Origin of the sequence: Psychrobacillus sp. FJAT-21963, assembly GCF_001420585.1 — a bacterium.
Taxonomy (GTDB): Bacteria; Bacillota; Bacilli; order Bacillales_A; family Planococcaceae; genus Psychrobacillus.
In genome coordinates, this window is sequence record NZ_LJIY01000006.1 from 360,125 (window position 1) to 379,751 (window position 19,627).

At 32.0% G+C, this 19,627-nt stretch carries 24 protein-coding genes; 18 read left to right on the forward strand and 6 right to left on the reverse strand.

Annotation, left to right across the window (positions count from 1 at the left end):
* The first annotated feature begins 142 nt into the window (after window positions 1–142).
* The 4 genes from AN959_RS15435 (at window position 143) to AN959_RS15450 (ending at window position 2,396) form a co-directional block, all read left to right on the forward strand.
* Window positions 143–799: a DUF3885 domain-containing protein gene (locus AN959_RS15435; RefSeq protein ID WP_056831961.1), complete on the forward strand. Its 657-nt coding sequence runs from the start codon at window positions 143–145 to the stop codon at window positions 797–799.
* Window positions 800–950: 151 nt separating this feature from the next.
* Window positions 951–1,451, forward strand: coding sequence for a hypothetical protein (locus AN959_RS15440; protein WP_056831962.1), 501 nt, complete (start codon window positions 951–953; stop codon window positions 1,449–1,451).
* Window positions 1,452–1,576: 125 nt separating this feature from the next.
* A complete protein-coding gene (locus AN959_RS15445; RefSeq protein ID WP_056831965.1) occupies window positions 1,577–1,909 on the forward strand; it encodes a hypothetical protein in 333 nt (110 codons plus the stop codon).
* Between the two features lie 100 nt (window positions 1,910–2,009).
* Window positions 2,010–2,396 (forward strand): hypothetical protein, encoded by a 387-nt coding sequence (locus tag AN959_RS15450; RefSeq protein WP_056831967.1) that lies wholly within the window; start codon window positions 2,010–2,012, stop codon window positions 2,394–2,396.
* Window positions 2,397–2,612: 216 nt separating this feature from the next.
* On the opposite strand, the gene AN959_RS15455 is transcribed toward AN959_RS15450, so the two are convergent.
* Window positions 2,613–3,629 carry a DUF2268 domain-containing putative Zn-dependent protease gene (locus tag AN959_RS15455; RefSeq protein WP_056831969.1) on the reverse strand — a complete coding sequence of 339 codons (1,017 nt, stop codon included), beginning with the start codon at window positions 3,627–3,629 and terminating at the stop codon, window positions 2,613–2,615.
* Window positions 3,630–3,916: 287 nt separating this feature from the next.
* Here AN959_RS15455 and AN959_RS21095 point away from each other — a divergent pair, with 287 nt between their 5' ends.
* From AN959_RS21095 to AN959_RS15495, 10 genes are all read left to right on the forward strand, one after another.
* Entirely contained in the window at window positions 3,917–4,078 is a 162-nt protein-coding gene (locus tag AN959_RS21095) for a hypothetical protein (RefSeq protein ID WP_156350807.1), read from the forward strand.
* Window positions 4,079–4,832: 754 nt separating this feature from the next.
* On the forward strand, window positions 4,833–4,955 hold the full coding sequence (locus AN959_RS21900) for a hypothetical protein (protein WP_256363930.1): 123 nt from the start codon (window positions 4,833–4,835) through the stop codon (window positions 4,953–4,955).
* A gap of 738 nt (window positions 4,956–5,693) precedes the next feature.
* Window positions 5,694–6,005: a hypothetical protein gene (locus AN959_RS15460; RefSeq protein ID WP_056831971.1), complete on the forward strand. Its 312-nt coding sequence runs from the start codon at window positions 5,694–5,696 to the stop codon at window positions 6,003–6,005.
* Between the two features lie 134 nt (window positions 6,006–6,139).
* Entirely contained in the window at window positions 6,140–6,574 is a 435-nt protein-coding gene (locus AN959_RS15465) for a hypothetical protein (protein WP_056831972.1), read from the forward strand.
* A 610-nt stretch (window positions 6,575–7,184) separates the two neighbouring features.
* Window positions 7,185–7,670, forward strand: coding sequence for a hypothetical protein (locus AN959_RS15470; protein ID WP_056831974.1), 486 nt, complete (start codon window positions 7,185–7,187; stop codon window positions 7,668–7,670).
* Between the two features lie 257 nt (window positions 7,671–7,927).
* Entirely contained in the window at window positions 7,928–8,374 is a 447-nt protein-coding gene (locus tag AN959_RS15475; RefSeq protein WP_056831976.1) for a hypothetical protein, read from the forward strand.
* Window positions 8,375–8,532: 158 nt separating this feature from the next.
* A complete protein-coding gene (locus AN959_RS15480; protein WP_056831978.1) occupies window positions 8,533–8,955 on the forward strand; it encodes an HIT family protein in 423 nt (140 codons plus the stop codon).
* 534 nt (window positions 8,956–9,489) lie between these two features.
* Window positions 9,490–9,903 (forward strand): HIT family protein, encoded by a 414-nt coding sequence (locus AN959_RS15485; protein ID WP_056831980.1) that lies wholly within the window; start codon window positions 9,490–9,492, stop codon window positions 9,901–9,903.
* Between the two features lie 177 nt (window positions 9,904–10,080).
* Window positions 10,081–10,578: a DinB family protein gene (locus tag AN959_RS15490; protein WP_056831981.1), complete on the forward strand. Its 498-nt coding sequence runs from the start codon at window positions 10,081–10,083 to the stop codon at window positions 10,576–10,578.
* A gap of 117 nt (window positions 10,579–10,695) precedes the next feature.
* Window positions 10,696–11,220, forward strand: a complete 525-nt coding sequence (locus tag AN959_RS15495) for a GNAT family N-acetyltransferase (RefSeq protein WP_056831984.1) — start codon at window positions 10,696–10,698, stop codon at window positions 11,218–11,220.
* An 843-nt stretch (window positions 11,221–12,063) separates the two neighbouring features.
* On the opposite strand, the gene AN959_RS15500 is transcribed toward AN959_RS15495, so the two are convergent.
* Both AN959_RS15500 and AN959_RS15505 read right to left on the reverse strand, forming a co-directional pair.
* A complete protein-coding gene (locus AN959_RS15500) occupies window positions 12,064–12,315 on the reverse strand; it encodes a hypothetical protein (protein ID WP_056831986.1) in 252 nt (83 codons plus the stop codon).
* Between the two features lie 170 nt (window positions 12,316–12,485).
* On the reverse strand, window positions 12,486–13,337 hold the full coding sequence (locus tag AN959_RS15505; protein WP_216598641.1) for a helix-turn-helix transcriptional regulator: 852 nt from the start codon (window positions 13,335–13,337) through the stop codon (window positions 12,486–12,488).
* Between the two features lie 109 nt (window positions 13,338–13,446).
* On the opposite strand from AN959_RS15505, the gene AN959_RS21550 reads away from it, so the two are divergent.
* From AN959_RS21550 to AN959_RS15520, 4 genes are all read left to right on the forward strand, one after another.
* A complete protein-coding gene (locus AN959_RS21550) occupies window positions 13,447–13,599 on the forward strand; it encodes a hypothetical protein (RefSeq protein WP_156350808.1) in 153 nt (50 codons plus the stop codon).
* Window positions 13,600–14,025: 426 nt separating this feature from the next.
* On the forward strand, window positions 14,026–14,460 hold the full coding sequence (locus tag AN959_RS15510; protein ID WP_056831989.1) for a hypothetical protein: 435 nt from the start codon (window positions 14,026–14,028) through the stop codon (window positions 14,458–14,460).
* Window positions 14,461–14,756: 296 nt separating this feature from the next.
* Complete coding sequence (locus AN959_RS15515; RefSeq protein ID WP_056831991.1) at window positions 14,757–15,317, forward strand: hypothetical protein; 561 nt, start codon at window positions 14,757–14,759, stop codon at window positions 15,315–15,317.
* Between the two features lie 20 nt (window positions 15,318–15,337).
* A complete protein-coding gene (locus AN959_RS15520; protein ID WP_056831993.1) occupies window positions 15,338–15,946 on the forward strand; it encodes a hypothetical protein in 609 nt (202 codons plus the stop codon).
* Window positions 15,947–16,400: 454 nt separating this feature from the next.
* On the opposite strand, the gene AN959_RS15525 is transcribed toward AN959_RS15520, so the two are convergent.
* From AN959_RS15525 to AN959_RS15535, 3 genes are all read right to left on the reverse strand, one after another.
* Window positions 16,401–17,606, reverse strand: coding sequence for a phospholipase D family protein (locus AN959_RS15525; RefSeq protein WP_056831995.1), 1,206 nt, complete (start codon window positions 17,604–17,606; stop codon window positions 16,401–16,403).
* Between the two features lie 481 nt (window positions 17,607–18,087).
* Entirely contained in the window at window positions 18,088–18,537 is a 450-nt protein-coding gene (locus tag AN959_RS15530; protein ID WP_056831997.1) for a hypothetical protein, read from the reverse strand.
* 384 nt (window positions 18,538–18,921) lie between these two features.
* Window positions 18,922–19,185 carry a hypothetical protein gene (locus AN959_RS15535; RefSeq protein WP_056832000.1) on the reverse strand — a complete coding sequence of 88 codons (264 nt, stop codon included), beginning with the start codon at window positions 19,183–19,185 and terminating at the stop codon, window positions 18,922–18,924.
* Between the last annotated feature and the right edge of the window lie 442 nt (window positions 19,186–19,627).

Genomic DNA, 19,627 nt, shown 5'->3' on the forward strand with positions numbered 1-19,627 from the left:
CCATCTATTAAGAGTGGAAAAGTCTATAAAAAAATTATTAAACAAGGTTACCCAGCTGTTGAATTACTGCAAAATTACTTAGGCAACTTTTCTTCTTATTGAACTAACGGGGCAGTTTAGTTGAATAAGGATTAGTGATAAAATGATAGTAAAACGAGGTGCTAATATGTTCCTTTACGATTATATGAGTGAGAAGTTCCCTAATTTAAAAATAAGACCACCTCTTTTTTATAATTGGGATACAGGTATTCGATTTGAGTTGGGCAATCCTGATGACAATGATGAAGTAAGTTATATGAAGGGTGTCTATCACCGTTCTTTATCTATTTTCAAAAGCCTTCATTCTTTTGATGATGAAATTGTTATAGTAGCCAACGTACATCATGCAGGCGAACAAAATTTATTAAAAAGACGAAAACTAAAAATATTTAACCATTATATAAAATCTAAAAATGTCTTATATAGACTGCAACATAAGGTTATTCCATATGTCTTTGAAGATGTGTACGACATCTACGACTTTGAAACTCATAGATACACACTTCAATGTAATGTGTCTGACGTAAAATACATTAACATGATAAAAGCAATTTGTAATCACGACATGGATATTAAACCCAAAATATATCATGATGTATTTTTTATCAATAAAACCAAAAATACAATCTTTCATATTTACGATGACAGAGGTTGTGATGTTTTATCTTCAGACAAAGAGTCTATTGGTCATTTGTATAAAAATTACAATGATTGGATTTTAGATTATGACAGGAGTGCCATTGATAAAACATTTCAATAATCGACCTGTACTTCCTCAACTAGAGGGTGCTTTACTTCAAGAAGGAGTAGAGCCTTTTTTCTTTTTGAACTAACGGGGCAGGTTAGTTGAATAAGTAATAGGGGAAAAGTTAGTTATTATTGCAGGAAAAAGAAAGAAGAGAAGGTGTACAATGGACACGAATGCACGGAAAACAAATTTAGAGTCGCTCTTACAAAAACAAAAAGAGAAAGAAAGAAATGATGAAATACAGATGCAATTAGGTTGGATATTGGAGCCTTTCTCAACTAAAGAAGGTATTACGCTGTTAGGTGATGAGGAAAGGGAAAAAATGAAATCTGAATTTATAGAGAGCATCCCAATAATTGAATGGGTAAGTCTAGATTTAGAGAAAATGAATAACAAGTTCGTGATATACAATGTTAGTAGCGATAAGGTGACATTGTTTTTAAAAGATAAAGAACTATACACGGAGAATTCCGTTTATCTTTTCTTACAAGACGACCTTCCTCCTTTTAGTACATTACCTTGGGTGAAGATGCCGCTATCCAAGGTTATTGAAAATATTGCTTATCTAGCAGCAGAAGATTCCTATCAACAGTATATATTTTGCCCAACACCTAAATTTGTAATAGAATTCGTTGAACCTGACTTAATAACCATTGCTTGGTAATTGGGCGTTTCCTGATGGGTACATATTTTCACTAACGGGTGCTTTAGCAAAACAAGAGGCTAACCTTTAGGGGAGCTTTTTCTTATTGAACTAACGCAGCAGGATAGTGAAGGAAGGGGAATTTTATGAAGAGTAAAAGAATTTTATTGTCGGCTATAACAATTTCTGTTGCCTTTTTGATTGTTTTTTTAATTTATAATTCTTTTTCGTCTGTGTTAACTGTAACTGATTTTACTGTCACTGAAAAAGGGTATTCTAACGATAACAATGAAGCATGGATAAAGGGATTTAACCCCAATGCCCCAGTGGGACATCAAGAAGAGATTAAAGTAATTGTTAGGGAACCAATGGTAATGAATTTAATTCAGAAAGATAAGACATACTTCGTAAGATACACGATAAAAAGAAATGGTTTAATTTTTCTTAGTGATATTGAAACTATTGAGGATCACAAATAAGCTTAGTTATTCAACTAACGGGTGCTTTAGTAAAATATCATGGGGTTGCTATAGGCTATTATTATTACTTTTTCAAATAACGCAGCATTTTATGGGGGGGATGGGCATTACAATTTCTATTCACGATGGTGTGATAATTGGGTACTCAGTAAGTTTTCTAGAAAATGAATTAATTTTAGATATCGAAACGGTGGCAGATGAAATTGTAACTGTTACATTCGAGAATTATTTAGCACATGATTTCCATAATGTAATGGCGGGAAGTATTTTGTTTGATATTGATGAAGCCGATTTGAATACATTTTTTGTAGAGAACAGAGAACAATTTGAGAACTATAAATTATATGCTTGGCCGATTTGGTACGGTAACACGAATGAACTCGAACAAGACTTACAAAAAGATAATTATAAATGCTATGTTATTAGTGCTTCACTAGGATTAACAGGTTATGTATTCGCTAAAGCCCTTAAAATCAAAAGGAATTGACAAGTTTGGCGTGAATAACCAAAGTTTGTGAAGTATTCTACTTAAACTAGCGGGTGCTTTAGCTAAGAACACGAGTTGCTTTAGGCAGCTCTTTTTTTCTTACTGAACTAACGCAGCAGTTTAGTGAAAGAAGAGTATCAGGAAGTTAAACAAAAAATCCTTTTCTAACATGTAGAAAAGGACACATAAAGTTTTGTAGACCATTGATAAAGAAAACTACTCGTAATTAGCCATGTAATTCCCTTCTTCAAAAATTTCTCTCGGACTTTTGGAAGTCCATTCTTCTACTGTCACATCGGGATGCAAGTTTAAGTAAGACCTAATCATTTTATAGCCTTCACTATAGCCATAATTATCAGGCAAACCCTTAGAGCCACCCATTACAAACTCATTGGTACCACTGCTCTCAAGATATGTTTCAATCTTACTCCAATATTCTTTGTTAAAGCTTTCGTCAAGCACCAAATCTTTACTATTTGTATCGGGGTATACTAAGGTTTCAAACATTATGGCAGACCCCTCCATAATTATATTATCTAAAATAGTCATAAAATAATCTTCCGTATCATGTTTTTCGGTCCAAACACTATGATGATATTCATGAGAAATACCTGATTTATTATAATTATCAAGCTCACTCAATATAAAATAATTATTAAGCTCACTGATAAAGACTGTAATTTTCCCCGTTCCTAATGTATACATGTCAGAAGGCAATTTTTCATTTTCAGGAAACACACATACTGTTGTTATATTATCTGATGAAAGTATGTCTGAGGATTTAACAAGGGAGTCCTCAAATAACTTGTTCATATGTTCTTTATCCAACGATTCAATTTGTTTCTTAATACTATTAAAATCACTTTCATCCGGTATCCAATCAAATACACTAAATTTATAATTCGCACCTTTAAAACATGCATCATATACAGGTTCGATAATTATCTTTTGATATAATTCGTTAGGTGATTCATCAGGATTATCCTTAACAGTTTCAAAATAGTTTTTATATAGCATATAAGCATGAATTATATTAAATTCCTGCCCTGTATTGGGATTTTTAAAAGAATAGGATATATTTTGTTGTTCATTTTCCATATTTATATTCTCGTGAGATTGTTCATTTTCCATAATGATATTCTCGTGAGATTGTTCAGTTTGTTTACAGGCTGATAAAATAAAAATTAATAGAAGCATACAAAATGAAATAAAAACTTTATTTGTGATATTCATAAACTTCATCTCCCTTTTCAATATTGACCTATTTCCTATACATTCCATTTTGTCTAAAAGTTTCATCAATTTAAACTATTAATTTTAATAACATAAAACAAAACATACTTTTAAGATAATAGGTTGGCTTGGAATAGTTGGAGGGAAGATTCTTGAAGAGGGAGACTACCATATCAATTATAAATAAAATCTTTGTGAAATAATGTACTTAAACTAACGGGTGCTTTAGTTGAAGAAGAATTGATTCTTAAATTTATGATTACTCAAGAGTAGGAGGAATGGGAGAGATGGATAATATACTACAGCAGTATGCTGATAAGTTTGGAGATAACTTTCCTATCATGGCTGTACTGCATTTAGAGGATGCAGAGATTGTCAAGCTAATTAAGAAAGCTATTGAGGATAATAAGCCTTATGAGGCGGAATATGAGGATCAGAGAAACTACTAAAGTTTCTCTTTGTTCATATTAGTATGCAAAAAACTAAATTTGGGACTCATTTACTTTATAGTTGTATGTAGACCGAGAAAATCTCCTAAATGGGACGTATTCAGCTCTGATAATCGCCGGCCAATTGTCAATGGCTGATCAGTTTTATCCGATTTCTTCTAAAAACTTTGGTTTAGAACAAAGTAATAATAATCGACGTACTAACATATCATTCAAAGGATCTATACGTTTTTTTTCCATTGCGGAAGCTACTTAGCTTTGGACGCTGATATCCTAAAATAATACTTAATATTCAGAAAGGTGTTGACATTCAGAAATAAGAAAGGATATACTATAGGTGTTAGATATTCAAATTTGAAATGGAGGTACGGAAAATGACTACATTTAGAACTTCAAAAAATAATCGTATAGTGATTTCGTGCCCAACCGCTAATTATTTTTTTGTAAATAATTAATCCGGACGGTATGTTATGCCGTTCTTTTTCTATGAGCACACGCTTATGTAAAGAAGCGTGTGCTTTTTTGTGTGCATTTTTAAGAAACTTTGGTGTTTTCACGCATTGCGTGTTGCATATATAAACAAAATAACAAGAAAAGGAGTGCTGGTGATGATGATCATGAAACAGCGAAGAAAGTTATTAAAAAAGGAATCTCTCGAAAGTGGATAGCACCGTTTGAGGAAAGAAAAACCCCAGTTGACTAAAATGATGCTATTGGTTTAATCGGAAAAATAATAAATGAAGGAGGAAAAAAAATGATGATACCAAAAATGAGTGGTAAGCAGATTAATAAATTTGTAGGTAAAAATAAATTGGAGTCGCCAACACACTATTTAGGTGAAAAGTGGCTAACAGGAATGGTGCTAGCCACACCTTAACAATATAAATTGGACTTCTCCTTAAGGAGAAAAATAATGTTTACGATTAACGATATAGAATATGTAAAGCAACGGATGGCTGACTTGGAAAAGGAAGCAAGACGATATAAATTAGGACATAACTACCTATCTAGAAAAAAGAAAATCCAAAAATCTTTTCTGAAAAGAGTCTTGAGTTATTTTACACGCGTAAATTCAAAATAATTTTCAGAATTGGTAACGATAAGTTGAAATAAAGTGAACCTTTAATCAGTGGGGTTATTACTGCCAGTTAATGCGGGATAAAGAATCCCATTGAATTCGCTACGGTGCTAGGGACGCCCTCGTCATAAGCCAAGCGGCTTCACCACTAGTCTGATGACTTTTGCTACCCTTGTTAAGGCTCCTGTACTTAGTTCGTTTAGATATTCATTTGTTCGATTTATATAGATAGTAGTCAATTACCTATTCATAACTAAGAATAGATCTCTGGCGCGTGTGAGTACGCACTAGAGATCTTTTTGATTAGAAATATCGATAATTAAGTGAGAGGTACCCGCGTTCTAACACGATTATTGCTGGAATTGGAGATATCTCCTTGAGTCTTTCGAGATTAAGTTGATCTCAGATATCCATTGTGAAATGTTACACTTAAACTAACGACGCAGTTTAATTCAATAAGGAAAATTTAAAGGTGTTTTATGGGTTACGGGGTATCCTTTAACAAGGAGTAATTTTTTTATTAGGGGTGTGTTCATAGTGGAAAGTGAATTATTTGCTATCGATGCTTTACGGGCTTTTGTTCTCGTAAATGTAGTATATTTATTATCTATATTGTTTTTCAGAAAACATAAACAATTGATTTCAGTGATTCACATTTTAATTTTATTAATAATGGTACAATATTTCATCTTTGTTCAGCGAGATTATATATTTGATGAATACCCTACAATTGCATATCCAATGATAGCGGTGGTATTGCTATCGTATTATGTCTTTTTTAGAGACTTGAATTCGTTTATAAAAACAAAGAAATTTGAAAAAGACGCATCATCTAAGGAAATTAAATGATTTAAAAGAAAGATCCTTATTGTTATCGATTGTCTGATTAGCCTTATTAAACTAACGCAGCAGGTTAGTTTAAAAGGAAAATGAACGATTGAAAACGAAAATAGAGCAAAATGGAATTAAAGGGGGGGTATTCATTGCATCCAATAGAATTAATTGAATTGATGATAGTTGGTGGAATTTTACTTGTTATTCTATTAGTTTCTTTTATTTTGAAAGGAAAATGGAGAAAAATTACTCTGGGATTGGCTATTTTATTTTTGGTGTCTTTTGGTATCTTTTATTTCGCACGTCCATATTGGATTGATATGCAAATCGAAAAAAAAGTAGGTTATATACAGATGCATTTGGAAGAACAGTACCCTGGGGAAACGTGGGAATATAGGACAGTGCCTCATCGTGAGGACGGCTATGAATCCTCGAATCCATATTATATAGGTGTAATATTTGATACTGAACCACTAGTGGAATATAAATATTTCGCACGTAAAAAAGGCGATATTATCCAACAAGGGTGGTATACAACTGAATTACAAAGTGACTTATTACATTTAGAAGTGTTTGAAGAATAATTACTGTTTATTATGAAGATCCATCTTCTCTTATAGATTTGAATATTAATCTCCATTATTTTCTTAATCTTATTCAACTAACGGGTGCTTTAGTTAAACAAGACCATCATTGCGATGGTCTATTTTTTTATTAAAAACTTTAAGTAGATTTCAGAAATCCATTGTGAAATGTTACACTTAAACTAACGGTGCAGGTTAATTGAAGATTCGTTTCCCCAAATAATCAGTATTTTATTATAAGTTAGTAATTGCAGAGTGTTTCTCCCATATATAATCTGGAACATATTTAATATCTTTAGAATTCCTTTTTTTGCTCGTTGGTGTAGGTTTATTGTAAGTGAGAATAATAAGAATAAGAAGACAACAATAGATGTAAACACGTACAAATAGGTGGTAGTTTATCAAAATTATGTAGAGAAAGTATACACGTACAAGAAAAGTATCGCCCACCTCGTAGGTGAAAATTACAAAATACTTAAAAACTAACATTTTAAGTTAATTTTTTAGAAGATTGATAAATGTCCAAATTGTGTTGCTATTCACCAATCCTTAATGTAAAATTAATACATTAATTGATATTACTGCTATTCCCTTCGAAAGAGGTGTAAAAATGAAGCGTAAAAATTGGCTATTTTTAATAATAGGTGTTATAGCAATCCTCGTGACAATCTATTTTATTACTACTTTTAATAAAACTGATAAACAAGAACAAGTATATCATGAAGAAGAAATTTCTATTTTTAAACATTTAGACTTTTCCATAAATGAAGAATCAAAAGATAAATACTCTTTTAAAGAGCTTATTGTTCCAAATGGAGAAGCATTTTTACTAAAGTACAATAACAATCCTCTAACCTTAAAAAAAGGTGATGTTGTTTCTTTAAGATTAGATTTTGATGAGCCTGAAGACAGTAGAAATCATTTTCTTTTTGGATATTATTTAAATGATAAATTTTATGAAGTATTCTTTGACCAAATTTCAAATAAAGTAGATACTTCATTCAAAATATCAGATGATGGAGAATTCACCATATGTTTAGTTGGCACCAGCGCAAGTGATCTAACTATTACAGACGGTTATATTTCAATAAAATAGCTTAGGGGATGGAATTTATGCTTTCCGAATTAATACAATTAATTACTAATAGGCCTCTATAGGGTCTCTTTTCTTTTGTAGAGGAATAAGATTGTGAAAGTCAAGTCTACACTTAAACTAACGGGTGCTTTACTTCAAGAAGGAGTAAAGCCTTTTTTCTTATTGAAACTAGAGCAGTGGTTTAGTTGAAGAAGGATTAATTTGCAGAAGATGAATAAGTAAATAGAAAGTGTAATAATTCCTTAAGGAGTTTTGATATGAAAAAAAATATTTTATTAATGTTAATTGTTATTAATATAGCTGGTTGTAATGGAATGCCTCAGCCTTCTACGTCAACTGATTATGTTCAAGCACAGGGCAAAGTTATTGTAGAAAAAAAAGACTATACAATGAGGATAGGTGATTTTGAATGGAAAGAAGGAAACTTTGAAGCTAGAAAGATTAGTGAGACCAATATATATGACTTAGCAGACCGATTCAATACAGTAGAAGTTGAAAAAGGGGATAAAATAAAAATTGAGATTGAACAAAATCCATCTTCAATAATTGTAGAGCAATGGAATGAGGATGGTACAATTGTTGCTGTTGAACTTATAGGTAATGAAATTACCCTACCATCTAAAGAGGGATATTATATTTATGAAGTTATCGTAGAATGGAATGAAGGAAAAATAAATTATGTTTTTGATATTAATATTAAATAAAATTAAACAAACTTCAATCAGGTCTAAATTAGTAGATTCTTCTTCAACTAACGGGTGCTTTACTTTAAGAAGGAGTAAAGCCTTTTTTCCTATTCAACTAGAGCAGCAGTTTAGTTGAACAAGACAAGAGAAAAATAAACGAAAGGGAGTATTTTAAAGTGGAATGTTTCGGCTGTAATTTAGCAAATAAACAGGAACCAGTTAATGTAGTGTGGGAGGATGACTATGTTAGTTGCTTCTTGGACCATGAACCATATAACGAAGGGCATATCTTAATATTACCTAAAAAACATGTAAGGTATTTTGATGAACTGGATGAAAATACTGCAAATTCAATTATGAAGGCTGCAAAGCTTCTCTCAAAGGTAATTAAGGAATTGTTTAATCCTGACGGTATTACTATTTGTCAAAATGGAGGTAGTTTTGATGAGTTAACTCACTTTCATATGCACGTTGTTCCGAGATATGAAGGACAGAGTTTTGCAAACTTTTATTCCGAAGAATCTGAAGAAGTTGTAATAGATGAAGTTGGGTTATCTAATACCAAAAGGAAAATAATCAATGCGATAAACAGTATTTAAAGTATTAATAGCTTATTTCACTAACGGGTGCTTTACTTCAAGAAGTAGTAAGCTTTTTTTCTTATTGAACTAAAGACGCAGGTTAGCTGAAGAAGAAAATGGGAGTGAAAAAATAGTTGATCAATAGTATTTTTAGATTGATTGGTTTAATTTTGATGGCTAGTCCAGTTCTCTTGTATGGACAAAATATTGTTGGCGAAAAAGTGGCTATTATGATCCTTATTGTAGGTATAATAATTACATTTTTATTTAGAAAAAATAAAAAAGTACAAAGTAAATGATGAAGTAAACTATGGACACATTTCAAACATAATGTGTAATAAATGAGAAGGTGCTTATTCAACTAACGGGTGCTTTAGTTAAACAAGACCATCATATTTCGGTGGTCTATTTTTACGTCCAAAACAAAGTATATTTCAGCGATCCATTGTGAAATGTTACACTTAAACTAACGCAGCAGTTTAGTTCAATAAGGGAATTTATAGATTTGTTATCATAAGAAAAAGTGTTGAAGTATAAGGAGGTAAGTTATTTATGTCTTACGATGCTAATTGTCCATTTTGTAATCCACAAAAAGATGTTGAACAGAACATTATATTTGAAAATGAAACATGCTTTTTTTTACAACACATCAATCAACAAGAAGTATTAGAAGGTTGTGGTTTAATCGTTCCAAAAAAACATCACGCTAATCCTTTTGAATTAACAAAAGATGAATGGAACGATACAAATGAACTTTTACAAGATGCTAAGAAATATCTCGATGATAAGTATTCACCAGATGGTTACACACTTGGTTGGAACGTAGGAGAAGTTTCAAATCAATCTATTCTTCATAGCCATTTACACGTCATTCCAAGGTATAATGATGAACCTTTAGCTGGGAAAGGAGTTCGTTATTGGTTAAAACAACCTGAAAATAAAAGAGAAAAGCTTAAGCTTAAGTAATTCTTATTCAACTAACGGGTGCTTTACTTCAAGAAGGAGTAAGCCTTTTTTCTTATTTAACTAAAGACACAGGTTTGTGGTAGAAAGTATTTGTCATCATTGTTGGTATAATTATTTTTAAATACAAAAAAAGCGAAAATTTCAGATTTAATTTAACGATTACAAAGGAGTATTTAAATGATTGACAATAAACTGCTTATTACTTTCAAAAGTGATCTTTACAATTATTCATTGGAACAGCTAAGATATATCTCGGAAGAAGGGGTTTGGTCTATTGGACAGATGTATGACCATTTAATTCTTGTTGCCCATGAGTATCTTGATAATATGGAAAAATGTGCTACATTAAATGAGGAACAACCCCTTGGGAAAACCCAGTTTGGTGAGCAATTATTTAGGAACGGAGGGTTTCCACCTATTAAAATAAGATTACCAGATGAACTAAATTCTCCACCAAATAATTCAGACAGCAAGGAAGACCTAATTAGCAGGATGGATCAGTTAATTCAAAGATTAAGTCAATGGGAATCGAAAGTGAATTATATTAACCCAAATAATAAAGTTAAACATGGAGGTTTCGGCTGGCTGAATGCTAGGGAATGGTATGATTTGGTTGGAATGCATTTTCGTCATCACTTGCGTCAAAAAGATGAGTTGAAAAGTTACCTATTATAGGTGAAAGTTACATCATAAATTGTTTGCCCTTCTTCAACTAACGGGTGCTTTAGTTATACAAGAACATCAATTCGATGGTCTATTTTTACGGAATCAATGTATGGGAGGAGAGCAAACTTGGAAATTACAACAGAAAGATTAATAATTAGACCTTTTAAGAGTACGGATTTACAGGATGTATTTGCTATTTATAATAATGATGATACCTGTAAGTTCCTATTACATAATAAGTGGACTCATGAAGATATGCAGAAAAGATTTAATAAGAAGCTAGCAAACGGTGTACTCACTAAAGAATCAATGTTGAGTTTGGCAGTTATATACAAGAATAAAGTAATTGGTGATCTATCCGTATGGTATACAGATATGAAAGATACTGTTGAGATTGGTTATAGTTTTTCAAATGAAGTAGCTGGGAGAGGTTTGGCAACAGAAGCAGTAAGTAGTTTGGTATTTAAATTATTTGATGAATTTAATGTACATCGTATACAAGCTAATCTTGATGCTCGGAATAAAGCTTCACAAAAACTGTGTGAACGAATAGGCATGAGAAAGGAAGCCCATTTCATACAAGATTTTTGGAATAAAAATGAATGGACAGATAGTATTGTATATGGAATGTTACCCTCCGATTTGCAGTAATAGACTTAGTTGTTTATTCAACTAACGGGTGCTTTAGTTGAATATTCGCTTATCGAAATAACGCAAATAAACAGTCTTACTTAAAACGGTCAAAACTCTTATATGACAAGGGTTTTGGTTGTTTTTATTTTATCCTCAAGTTAAGGGATGAATGATTAACGATTATTTGTTATTAATTGTCTAACTGACTTAAAACAGCGACCCTTACCCTGTCAAATTTATAACACTTAAATAACCAGGTAAAAATGAATTCAATTAGGTTAAATAAGTCTGATTTAATAAGGTTTTCGTGATTATTAAAGTCATTTGGGTAAAATAAGTTCGGTACAAAAAATTAATTATGCGGACAATTTGCGGACAAAAAGTAAACTGGTGGTCTGTATTACTTATTTGTTGAAAACAGTGTATAACAGTGAACCTTTTTATGTTATGAAAAAGAAAGGATACGCGACTTTTCCCATACCTGATAAAATAATTACTGTAAAATAGTTTGAACAGAAACAGTTACAATGCTGTTCAGTATTTGGATGCAGTTAAACCTATAAATGTTTATATCGTGAAGCAACAATAATCAATTTTACATAGGAAAGCGGACAGAAAGTGATACTTAATAAAGACTTATATAGAATTTATGTTTACTATATGTAAACTACCAAGTAAACCCTAGAAAGAGTTCCGAGTTTCTGAGTGAAGGTAGTCCATTCATATGCAATACTGATTAGAAAAATAAAGAATTTGTAATTGAAAATATTCATGGAACATGGATAGTATTTGGAATAAAAGATATTTCGGTAATTTGCATCTTTTTATATTTCCTCCAATCCATGCTCTTTAAATAGTACCTCAAGCCGAGCTGTATATAATTAGCTGCTTTCTCTGTGATACGATATGTGATTTTTGCCGATGGGCATACAAAAAACTCGGAATACCAATGGTTTTCCGAGTTTTTTTATTAATAGCTATTACTAGTTTTTTCTTATCACTCAATGGACCAATCAATAAATCCTTCAACATCTTTTGAATCGTTCCAACTGTAGTTACTGTTATTTGTATTTCTATTTGAATATGAAGCAGAAGTAGGTGCCCAACTAGCAAATAGGAATATACCGCCACTGGATTATGCCGTCGAATGTATTTTATTTCTACGTTATTTTTGTTCCCCAGTTCATTCTACTTTTTGTTTCATTTCGGCTTCCCATTTTCTTCTCTTTTATGTTGAACGTAGTTTTATCAACTATTGTTACTAATGTTTTGTATGATACTTTTTATTTATGAAATAGACTTTCTAAATCTATTATGGCTCTTGTAAGATTCTGTTGGTCCTTTGTTAACTTAAATACTAGTATTGCATTATTAAAGGCTTCTTCTGCTTCCGTTGATAATCCGCATTTCTTTGATAACAGTCCTATCATATGGTATACCTTTCCTAAAGAGTACATCAATTGATTGGTTTCCATATATAAAAGAATTTCATGCATAACTATTAATGCCTCTTCAAAGCGATTTAACTTATATAAAGAGACAGCATAATTATACCCGACCCTTGGAATAAGCGTGCGATCCTCTATAATTTTTTGGTTTTGTACTCTTTCGTTAATTACTCTGTAAATTTTAATTGCTTCTTCGGCATTATTTATTGATAGATATATGAGACCTACCGAATTAAGGATGCTTATATCCAGTTCAGAACCACAAGTCTTAATACTTACAAGTTTATTTAGGATACATAAAGCCTCTTCAATCTTATTCTCCTTTTTATGGAGAAGGATTCCCTTATGCCATTGTATGAATTTCCTAAACTCTTCCTTTAAATAAATGGATGTTAAACCTTCTAAAGCTTTGCTGCATTCTACTATAGATAACTCTAAAGATGGATAATCCGCAGTATAAGTGAACTCTCTACAAAGTTTTTTTAATTCGACCACCTCCTCATTCAAGGGGAATAACGCATTGAAGGATACTTCTAGTTTTAAACAAATATCATTTAATATCTCTAATCTCGGTAACTGTTTTCCCTGCTCCAGTCTATATATAGTCGATTCATCACATAAGTTATCCGCTAATGCCTTAATAGAAAGACCCTTTAACTTTCTATAATATGACACTTTTTTACCCAAATCATCCACCTTTAACACCTCGTTTGTAACAATTTTGCATAACATCCTATATCTATTAGTTTTATTGTAACTTATAGTAATACATAAGACATAGGTTTTTGGAGGGAAAATGGGGAAAAAATGTAGAAAAATAGTAGTTTCATTTCTAATTGCATTCGGATTGTTTGTTAATTGCTTTGGCAATATACATACGGAAATTAATAATCCTACTAAAACAATTAGTACAATACAACAAAACGATCCAATAGATGGGGATCACTAATTCTCAGCTTTTGCTTTTAATAAACTTTGATGTTTTTTTAATGTTAAAAAATATATGATTAAAATTCCCTCATAAATTATATTTAGAGGGTTTTATTGGATATTTATGTTATTTCCTCTATAATTGCGAAGAAGAGACTTAAGCTAACGTAGCAGCGCGACAAGTTTTTTTATAAGCACTAATATGTGAAAAACAAGTATTTCTTCAGAAGTCCTAACTTTATACCGAGGATAGGATTGATAAAACCAAGTATTTTGAAACTCTCCCATTACAACTCCTGCATGCTTACCCATTACTAGCGGTTAGTTGAAGAAGGAAATTAGAACAAATATCAATCTTATATTTTAAAGCCGGAGCTCATCATTTAAGTAAAAGGGGAATATATAGCAAACCGTATACATTAACATTTATAGAGGGAGGATTAGAATGAAAAGATGCCTAGGGATATTTGTTTTTTTATTTTTTATAACAGGATGCCAATCAAATGAAAATAAAGATTTGAAACCACCTCATCCGGCAATAACAGTTGATAATCAAGAAATTTTTTATGCAATGGGAACATATTCTTGGTCGGAAAATGGAGAAATGGTTAATGCTGACTCGGCATCCCCTGCTGAACTTGTAGAAAAGGTGAAGGTGAATGAAGTTCAAAGTGGGAAAACAATTTCAATTAACTTTGACTACAAACCTTCTTCAATCGAAATTGGGATTTGGGAAAACAATGGTGTGGATTTTAAAAAAGCTAATACCCATGAATTTACATTACCAGAGGAAGAAGGCGAATTCATTTTTGTCATTCACGCAAGTTGGTATGAAGGTGATGGAATTTATGCTTTCCGAATTAAAACAATTAATAACTAATAGTCCTCACTTCGGGGGGGCTTTTTTTTCTTCAGTTGAATAGGAAAACACTGTAAAAGTACACTGTAGTTTTGAAATAATGTTTGATTTTTATAAAAGTTAGAATTTTAAAACATGACATCATTCTTTCTAAACATCCATTTTAACCCTTCGATTGTCATAATCTTGCACAAAATCCTATATATTTCCCTTTTATTGTAGCTTATATTAATAAATAAGACATAGATTAGGAGGGAAAAACAGAGGTATATGTATCGTGTTTTACACTATTTTTTTAGAAGGGGAGAAGAAAAAATATGATTCGTAAAGTTAAAAAAATATTTACTTATCCTGTTTTAGCAGGTTTGTTAGTCCTTGGATTATCCTTGAATTATTTAGCAGTAGAAAAGGTAGACGCAGCTTATAATCATTTGGTTGGTAAAAAGTGGTCATCAACTAGCGTTAATTACGATATTGCAGGCGGATTTACTTCGGACCAAAAAAGTATGATAAAAGATACTACTAATGGTTGGAATAGAAATTGTCCTACTACATTTAATTATAACTTGTTAACTGGTAACGATTGGTCAGTTGAAAATATTGACAGTTTAGGATTAACTATATTGAGTTTAAATTCAAGCGATAATATTATTAAAGCTGTTACTAAAATCGACACTGATCCAGCTATTGCTACTAGTTTTAGTACTTCTTCTAGTCAGTATGATTTTACTTCTATAGCTCGTCACGAATGGGGACATTGGATTCATTTATATGACGATAAAACTCACCAGAGTACCATGTATGAAAGTTTGTCAAAAGGAGAAAAGGGTAAGTTACAGACAGCAGAAGATATTGAAGCATGTAATTATATGTATTAGTTGAGGGAGAGGTAAAAATAATGGATATAAAGAAAAAAATTCTTACGTCAGCAGTATTAGTGAGCTTTTTATCTGCCGGTACTATATACTCTTACAATGTTATATCTGGCCCTGAAACTGTAAATATTGCATCTGCAATAGAGAAAGATTATCCAACAGTTGAAGAGTTGTATAGCGAAACTGAGTTGGTTGTTAAGGGGAAGGCGATTGATGAACAGGTTAAAGAGCATACCTATACAGAAGATGATGGAGAGCAGATAACTGAGTATTATACAGAAAAACAATTCAAGATTCAAAAGGTATATAAAGGTGATAATATCAAGAGCGGGGATACCATAACTGTTCGAACTCTTTCAGTGGATACGGGTGACACCGTACAGTTATCAAATGCAGATATAAAGAATAATAAACCAAATATATTATTCTTGAAAACTAGTCAATATCCAATAGAAAATGGCGCTTATACTTTCGTGGGAGGGCAGCAAGGCATTTTCGACATTGAAACTAAAAATACTATTCTTCCTTTTGCTTCTCCTACAGAAGAACTAGCTCATTACAAATATAAAGATATAAAAAATATCGAAGAATTAGAAAAAACATTAACTCAATTAAAGAACGATAATAAGTAAGGAAAAAATAATTTGAAATTTTAGTTGGAGAGTCTAGAGAATAACTACTAGGCTCTCTTTTGTTGAGGAAAGTGTTTAATTACAGTAGCCTAATAAAACTACAATTGGCTTCCTTAATGGGAACTAAACAAAGGATTAAGTTAAACCGATATTATTTATATCAACTAGAATAATTCCAAATAGGAAGTGTTTTAATGATATAGGACAGAAAAAGGATATCACATCAAAGTAACTTCCTAACTGCCGATTCTTAGTCGAGATGTAAGAAATTACAGAGTGTAATATAGTGACGAAATGGCATGCGAAAGAGGAGCAAAAGAGTTTCGTGTTTCTGAGTGAAAGTAGTCAATTCCTATGCAATACTGATTAGAAAATTAAAGAATTTGTAATTGAAGATATTCATGGAACATGGATAGTATTTGGAATAAAAGATATTTCGGTAATCTGCATCTTTTTATATTTCCTCCAATCCATGCTCTTTAAATAGTACCTCAAGCCGAGCCTGTATATAATTAGCTGCCTCCTCTGTGATTCGCATATGTGACTTTTGCCGATGGGCATACATCGCATCTCCTAACGTACCTTTACTATTTGGATATAAGCGATTTGGCATGTGAGCGGCTACTTCGTTAAGACGGATACCGTTTTTAATTGGTCCTTTTAAAAATCGTCCATCTTTTAGCTGTATATAATATGGATAACGTTCCACGTTAAATGGAAGAGTTCCCTTATAACTCTTTGTATCGAGCTTATTTTGATCTTGGAAGCCGGATGTATTTGCGTATCCAACAATATAAATAACAGGGTGACGTTGATCGTCCTCGCTAATTTGAGCAATAAACACCTTTTGATTTTCTTTTATACCTCTCGGTGCTCGTGGGAAAAAAGTTTCTGTTAAGAATCCTTCCTTCCGTCGGTCGATATAAGTCAATGTATTTTTTATTGGTTTATTTCGATTACCTTCGAACTTAAGCCAGTTATTTGTAGTTGCTTGTAGTACTGCCACTGAAGATTTTTTCGATAACTGATGCTCAACAATATCTTTTTGAGGAGAAACCACTGTTTCCATTTCAAGAATTGCACCCCATTTTGTTGTAATACGAGGGTAAATGACTGGATTTTTACTTTGCCCCTTCTTCGAGCTTCTTCCTTTTATTATATCATCGTAAATCCTTAATTCATTTTCAATTTGTTCTATTCCAACAAGCCAATCTCCATTATCCTGAATGGCTGTTATTAATTCCTCAAAAAACAAATTACATTCAGCTGTAAATTCTGCCTCTTGCTCCATGAGCACACCGAATTCATGATTTCGATAATAGCCTCTGAAAGTAAAATTAGCAGAGCCTGTTATAACAGAATGACTGTCAAAAATATATAGCTTTGTATGTAGGTCTTGTAATGCATAAACTTTTACACCGTTTTCTACTAATAGGCGAAGAGCATGCAAATTACTCGCACCACTTATAAAATCCTCACGCTCAAATTTTGTTATTAGGACACAGTTTATTGGATTATCAGCTTCCTCCAAATGATCTACTAAAAGCTTTGCTGTATGATATCCAAGAAAAGGCGAAATGATTTGAATATGTTTCTCGGTTTGCGAAACAAGCTGAAAAAAAGTTTGGCCCCAGCTGTCCTTTAAAAATTGAATCGCCATAAGTGTTCCTCCTATCCATGTTTGAGTGTAATGTGACTAAATTAACTGAAATTAGAAATGAATCTAGCAGATCGTATTCCTTTTTATTTTCCCAATCGCATATAAAACCTATTGGGCCAGAAATGAGTCTTTCTCCAATGTCTAGGTCACATAATTTCACGATAACTCTGTAATTAGTTCCATAAAAACTAATTTGACCTATACAAGCTTCACGTGTTTCAGTAATAAATATTCGATGTGAACTTTTAGGGAATAGATCATCTGAAGGATTTGAAATACTAGGTGCTAAATTAGCAAATGTATTTTCTCCGCCATTTAGAATCCAGCTTCTTATAGGATCAAATCGACAGATTAAACGAACTCGCGACCTTTTGAGTATGCTAAATAATTAAATATCATTTTTACAGCTACTCTATAAAATTCATTTATATTAAAAGCTTTTTGCTGATGAACCGTTACTTGATTGACTATCTTTCTAGGTTCATTTGCAGTTGGAGTAGGGCGACTTTTTTAGAAACTCAATAACTCTATTCGCTTCTGGCTGTATTCCTTCATTGTTAATACATAGATACCATTTTCCTTTATGGAAGCCATATAACACTTTATTCATCTCTAAATTTTCATCAATTATTAATGTATAACGATTTGAAATTTTAAAAGAGCTATGTAGCTCATTCAAAATTGTCTGTTCATCTTTTGTTAGTAATTCTTGATAGTTCGCAGTCAACGCGAATGTAGCTGGATTAGTTAAGGTAATAATGAACTTTGTAATAGAATATGGTTTTGCCTGTTTGATATAACCAAGGGCATAGCGCATGTTCCCATCTACTCGATCTGAATATGTTAAGCAAACTTTTGATTCAGAAGCATTACTAGCTTCTAAACTCCCTCTTTTTCCTGGACCTTGTAGTGCCCGATTTAAAGCTATCACCGACTCCCTTGAAAACTGAAGTTCTATTTTAGAGAAAAGATTATTAACTTCATGACTTACTTAGGAAACAGGCAATTTTCGTTTTCCACCAATTGCAGCTAGAAAAATATGTTCACCCGATTTAAATGTAGCATTTGTGTCATCCATTCTAGTATAAATACATAAATTCGCCATTTAACCACATCTATCTCTTTTTAATAACTTCAGTTCAAATCATCTTAAATAATCAAACTAGTCAAAGTGGTATATAAAAAAATCCTTTTTTGGGATACATTCTTTCTTTATAAATCTAATCTTTCTGATTCAAACCATTTTCACTTCTTTTAACATCATTTCCATTCCCAGATTCCTTTCATTTTAAATTTTCCTTCTATTTATTTTCCCTTACAGATTATATCTGATAATAAGACTTGCTCCGTAACCGCTCTCAGGAGCAGATACCACTTCATCGCCATTTGATGTATTCATTGAATCATACATAGAACCACAACAAGTCTTCATTCTATGATTAGGTCCAGGATAATAACCAAGTTCTTTATGTAAATCTTTTGCCTGTAATTCTAAATTACTTTCCCCTCTTTCAACAGCGTTCTTTTTTGCTTTTTCAATGGCTTTTATAAAATCTATCTTTGTTGGTATGTTGGACATATTATACTCCTCCCTAATTGATTACTTCTAGCAAAATTTTCCCCATTTATACCTTTCTATAAAAAGTGCGTTAATCCTCTTTGGATTAAGTAACTTAATCGAACGAGTATAACTCAGTAAATAAAGTATGATTAACCGTACTTTATTAATCCTTTACGCAAGAGTAAAATCAACTCAGTTAAATAAAATTAACTCAAAAAATAATTATGTGAGCAAATGTGTGAGCTTTTTGGAAAGCAAGTGATCTTTATTTTTAAACTATCGTGGGCTTGTTATAAGAAGGCCAACTTAATAGAATTATTGAAATAAGAAGTGTTTTTTTACTAACGCGGTAGGATAGTTGAAGAAGGGATATCGTAAAAATATGGTATAGAGGTGTTGTTTATGGAGGCAAAGGAACTTACTAAGATAATTAATAGTCTTGAAGAAAAACCTGGAGGCA

Excerpts from the sequence above, each read along its gene's own strand:
- AN959_RS15435 (WP_056831961.1), top strand. The coding sequence starts at position 143 with ATGATAGTAAAACGAGGTGCTAATATGTTCCTTTACGATTATATGAGT.
- AN959_RS15520 (WP_056831993.1), top strand. The coding sequence starts at position 15,338 with ATGGATATAAAGAAAAAAATTCTTACGTCAGCAGTATTAGTGAGCTTT.
- AN959_RS15510 (WP_056831989.1), top strand. The coding sequence starts at position 14,026 with ATGAAAAGATGCCTAGGGATATTTGTTTTTTTATTTTTTATAACAGGA.
- AN959_RS15455 (WP_056831969.1), bottom strand. The coding sequence starts at position 3,629 with ATGAATATCACAAATAAAGTTTTTATTTCATTTTGTATGCTTCTATTA.
- AN959_RS21095 (WP_156350807.1), top strand. The coding sequence starts at position 3,917 with ATGGATAATATACTACAGCAGTATGCTGATAAGTTTGGAGATAACTTT.
- AN959_RS15470 (WP_056831974.1), top strand. The coding sequence starts at position 7,185 with ATGAAGCGTAAAAATTGGCTATTTTTAATAATAGGTGTTATAGCAATC.
- AN959_RS21550 (WP_156350808.1), top strand. The coding sequence starts at position 13,447 with ATGGGGAAAAAATGTAGAAAAATAGTAGTTTCATTTCTAATTGCATTC.
- AN959_RS15445 (WP_056831965.1), top strand. The coding sequence starts at position 1,577 with ATGAAGAGTAAAAGAATTTTATTGTCGGCTATAACAATTTCTGTTGCC.
- AN959_RS15525 (WP_056831995.1), bottom strand. The coding sequence starts at position 17,606 with ATGGCGATTCAATTTTTAAAGGACAGCTGGGGCCAAACTTTTTTTCAG.
- AN959_RS15440 (WP_056831962.1), top strand. The coding sequence starts at position 951 with ATGGACACGAATGCACGGAAAACAAATTTAGAGTCGCTCTTACAAAAA.
- AN959_RS15485 (WP_056831980.1), top strand. The coding sequence starts at position 9,490 with ATGTCTTACGATGCTAATTGTCCATTTTGTAATCCACAAAAAGATGTT.
- AN959_RS15450 (WP_056831967.1), top strand. The coding sequence starts at position 2,010 with ATGGGCATTACAATTTCTATTCACGATGGTGTGATAATTGGGTACTCA.
- AN959_RS15475 (WP_056831976.1), top strand. The coding sequence starts at position 7,928 with ATGAAAAAAAATATTTTATTAATGTTAATTGTTATTAATATAGCTGGT.
- AN959_RS15535 (WP_056832000.1), bottom strand. The coding sequence starts at position 19,185 with ATGTCCAACATACCAACAAAGATAGATTTTATAAAAGCCATTGAAAAA.
- AN959_RS15515 (WP_056831991.1), top strand. The coding sequence starts at position 14,757 with ATGATTCGTAAAGTTAAAAAAATATTTACTTATCCTGTTTTAGCAGGT.
- AN959_RS15490 (WP_056831981.1), top strand. The coding sequence starts at position 10,081 with ATGATTGACAATAAACTGCTTATTACTTTCAAAAGTGATCTTTACAAT.
- AN959_RS21900 (WP_256363930.1), top strand. The coding sequence starts at position 4,833 with ATGATGATACCAAAAATGAGTGGTAAGCAGATTAATAAATTTGTAGGT.